General features: G+C 46.1%; 3 protein-coding genes. All 3 read left to right on the forward strand.

Annotated elements, in window-relative coordinates; all coding sequences use genetic code 11:
* A partial coding sequence (locus tag AC1DUA_RS27105) for an MFS transporter (RefSeq protein ID WP_477502726.1) occupies positions 1 to 707 on the forward strand: 707 nt, incomplete at its 5' end.
* Between the two features lie 48 nt (positions 708 to 755).
* Complete coding sequence (locus tag AC1DUA_RS27110; protein ID WP_477502727.1) at positions 756 to 3,059, forward strand: S-layer homology domain-containing protein; 2,304 nt, start codon at positions 756 to 758, stop codon at positions 3,057 to 3,059.
* A gap of 513 nt (positions 3,060 to 3,572) precedes the next feature.
* A partial coding sequence (locus tag AC1DUA_RS27115) for a hypothetical protein (RefSeq protein WP_477502728.1) occupies positions 3,573 to 4,056 on the forward strand: 484 nt, incomplete at its 3' end.

The following is a 4,056-nucleotide window of genomic DNA, read 5'->3' on the forward strand; positions in this document are numbered from 1 at the left end:
CCATGATGGGGGGAACTTTTCTAGCCCCGGTTTATTTGCAAAGTATCCAAGGACTTAATGCGATGCAGACGGGAATTCTCTTGATGCCACAGTCGATTGCAATGGCGGTGATGATGGCTATCAGCGGGAAGTTGGTTGAGAAATTTGGGGTTGTGTCCATTTGTATTGCAGGTCTGGCTATACTCGGGATAACTACCGCGGAATTACATCTTCTGACGGCAGATACGCCGAATCATTGGCTGAATGCCTTATTAACGATCCGGGGAATTGGCATTGGCGTTTGCCTGATGCCGTTAACTTCGGCGGGAATGAACGCGGTGGCTCCGGAACAGATCAGTAACGCTTCGCCGCTTTCCAATGTTCTTCGTCAGGTAGCGGGATCGCTAGGAATTGCGATATTTACCGCTATTATGAGCAACCGTCAGATCGTGCATTACCAACACATTTCTGAAAGCGTAGCTGTGGATTCCGTTATGGCAAACAACACCGTATCCGCAATCACCGGGGAGATTTATACTTGGGCGGTAGATAGGGCAACGGCTACAGGCGCAGCAACTTCCTACCTTGCCGGTTTTATGCAGAAAGAAGCCTTCGTCAGGTCTATCGCAGATACTTTTTATATTTCAGCCCTACCGGCTTTTATATGTATTCCTTTCGTTCTATTTTTTATAAAAAGAAATAAGGCGCCAGTTGAAGTAAAAGAGTAACAGCCACGCATGTGGTGTAAGATCGAATGAATCGGGAGGCACAAGACAATGAAGAAGAGTTTATCCGTTATTATCAGCGTGTGCATGGCCTCTACCCTGTTATCTGCGGTAGCGCAAGGCGCCGCTTCTCCTAAATCCTCTGTAGATTTCAATGATTTGAATCCATTGGATGCTGGAACGAGAGCCAAATTTGATGCAATGATTGCTGCTGGGATTTTTGGTGGTGTAGGCGAGGGTGTGTTCGGTCTGCATGATAAAATGAATCGTGCCCAGTTCGCGAAGGCTGCCGCTTTGATTTTCAACTTGAAGGTGGACACTTCGCGTAGCACTTCCAGCTTCAGCGATGTGAGCGCTGCTGATCCTGCCAATGGCTATGCACTTCCATATATAGAAGCATTGAAAACAGCTAATCTGACTGATGGTTTTGGCGCAGGCACCTTTAATCCTGCAGGTGAGGTAACCAAAGAACAATTGGCCGCATTCTTGATCCGAGGTTTGCATAAAGAGGCTGAAGTGAAGTCGAATGCAGGGATGAATGATAGCACGGTATCCAGCTGGGCCCAGGGGTACGCCGATCTGGCTGTGCAAATGAATTTGCTGGATAACCAAGTTGACGGTAAGTTCGGCGGGATTTCTCCCGCAACCCGAGAACTGTTGGTTACTTCTTCTTATGAAGCGAAGCGTCAGTATGTACCTGTGACACCGGCTCCAGCTATAGTAGACCTCCCGGTAGAGGCGCTAACAGCTTACGATCTGGCAGAAAATACGCAGGCTCAAATCAAAAGTGTTACCCAAGAGAAATCGTCAGATGGCTGGAGAGTAGGAGTTGTTATTACATTAAATAACACATCAGGATCTACAACTCGAATACCAGATTATGAGCTGCGCATCCGAACTACGGAAGGCACAGTCTATACCCTCCAAGCGAGTGCAAGCAATGCTTCCTCCATACTTCCTCAGGGTAGTGTGACTTTAAGTTATATGACAGATATAGGTGTGAACAAAGATGTCCAGTTGACGAGCCTTCTGTGGGTAAAAGTTGATCAAAAAGTATATCCTAAGCTAGAAACGCCATTAGCGGATGCTAATATCAGCTCCATTGTATGGCGTGGCAAAGACGCCAAAATAGATGATCCAACCCGATTAGGCGATTGGGGAACCCGTTTCTCCCTGCCTGGCATCAATTCCAGCCTGAAATATTCAGCGGTGAAGATGTCTAAGCAATTTACGGGTCAAACACCAAGTTATATCGTGGAAGTTCAAGCGGAAAACCAGGGAAGTTATGCAGAGACAATACCGGACTTTACCTTAAGCGGGAAATCGGAGGGGCAATCCTTCATTGGCAAAAGGGTGGAGGAGGGTCCAATAAGCCTTGATCCAGGAGGCAAGAAGTCCATTCATTATGCGATAACAACGGATACGAATACGACATTGGAAGCTCTCTATGTTCTTTCATCTGAAAACTTCTTGAAACAAGGGCAGACGGCACCGATTCAATATTTCACAGGGCGCATAGGATTCCGATTCCCTGCGAACGAAGGTGCTGTTGCAGGACCGGGCGTAAGCCGTTATGATTTCGGTATGCCGATGGATTTTACGCGAATGAACGATACGATTAATCCGAATTTGACTGTTTCCCTGGAAGAGCTGCACGTAACAGATAATCAAGAAACGGGAAATAAAACGGGAGTAGCTAAATTTAAACTTTTTAATAAAAGTGATAAACCCATTCCGGTTCCGGCTTTTGGAGCTGAATTAGCAGGTAAAGATGGCAATGCGTACGCAGGAAAACGTCAGACTGTAAGCACCACTGATATAGCTCCAGGAACAGGGATCGTCGTCAGCTACGGGTTCACACTTCCAGCCACGGACCATAGTGAGCTATTCCAATTGAATGTGCAAGAAGTGTTATCAAATTCGGCCTACAAATCTACGATCGCCAGCTATCCTGTAAGCGTTCAGACGGATAACAATCATAACAACATCTCTTTGTATCCATTCAAACTAAACTTGAAAAGCTGGACTTTATCGCAGCTGACTGCGATGGGGACAACTGGATTCTCATACACGTATAAATTAAGTTTGGATATGGACATGGAACGGGAATCCACAGTGGTCCTCGACAATACCTTCTCCAAGCTGAAATTTGAGTTAGTTGATTCTTTAGGACGTTCTCTAGGCTCGAGTTCCTTTCCTTTTACCGGGTCAAGCCGTTTGGTCAGCGGTAACCAAATCCTAACCTTCAGCAATCTTACTCAAGACCAGATTCAATCCAATATATCGATTAGAGTTTACGAAACCATCACGACGCCAACTGGTGAAGTGGATAGGCTCATTGCCGAATTGAAATAAACTTGCAGAAGAGGTAGTCCCATACGTCATGGAAATGACGAAGGGATTGCCTCTTTTTGTGTTGGCTAGGCGAGCCCATGGATGCCACGATCTAAGTAGGGGAACTACATTCCCTTATTTAGCGAAAAACGACTATTCTGGGGAGAGTGGGGGAACTACAGGTCCTTATTTCACCCGGAATAGCAGAGTTTCCAGCAACTCTGGCGAAATAGAGGACCACAGTTCCCCTTCCTCCACTCTAATGTTGTTTTCGGCAAAATAGTGCCCCGTAGTTCCCCTCCCAATTGATCCTCCAAGCAGCGCGCGTTGTAGCCGACGCATGGCGGCGGTCTCAAACCCATTGTCCACAAGGTTGACATTTGAATATAACCCAATTTTTGTCTTCATAGAAACGACATATAAATCAAAAGAATTGCCTTTAAATGACATTGATAATCATTTTCACTGTAGTATAATAAAGACATCGTAATAATGATAATCATTATCAATATAAAGAAGAAGGTGGATGAGAGTATGTCATCATTAGTAATTAAAGATCGTGGGGAAGCGTTAACCCTGAAATTCTCTGAGCTTCGCAACTATCACGGAAATTTGGCTTTAATGGCGATTGGAGTAGGCTTCCGTGCTGTAAAGGCAGCATTGCAAGAATTATACGGAGAAGAATCTGCGGAGCGGAGCACGCTCACCGTACGCTCCGGTCATGCTGGCCCGGGCTTTCGCGATGCCTTCGAATACACGACACGTGCTGTAACTCGCGGAGCCTACATCGTCGATGTAGATTATCCTGTAGCCCAATATGACCCGCACCGGGCGCAATCGTATGCATTTGTCATTTCTGATTCGCAAGGGGCTTCCGTAGAAGTGGCACTGAAAGAGAACTTCCTGCCGGCAGTTTTCTATGATTATTTGAAAAAAGGAAGAGAAGGCACTATGACCCCCGAGGACAAAGCGGCCAATGAAAAGTTGAAGGCGGACTTATGTGAGAAAGCCCTTGCAC

Source organism: Paenibacillus sp. 01T422 (assembly GCF_056398785.1).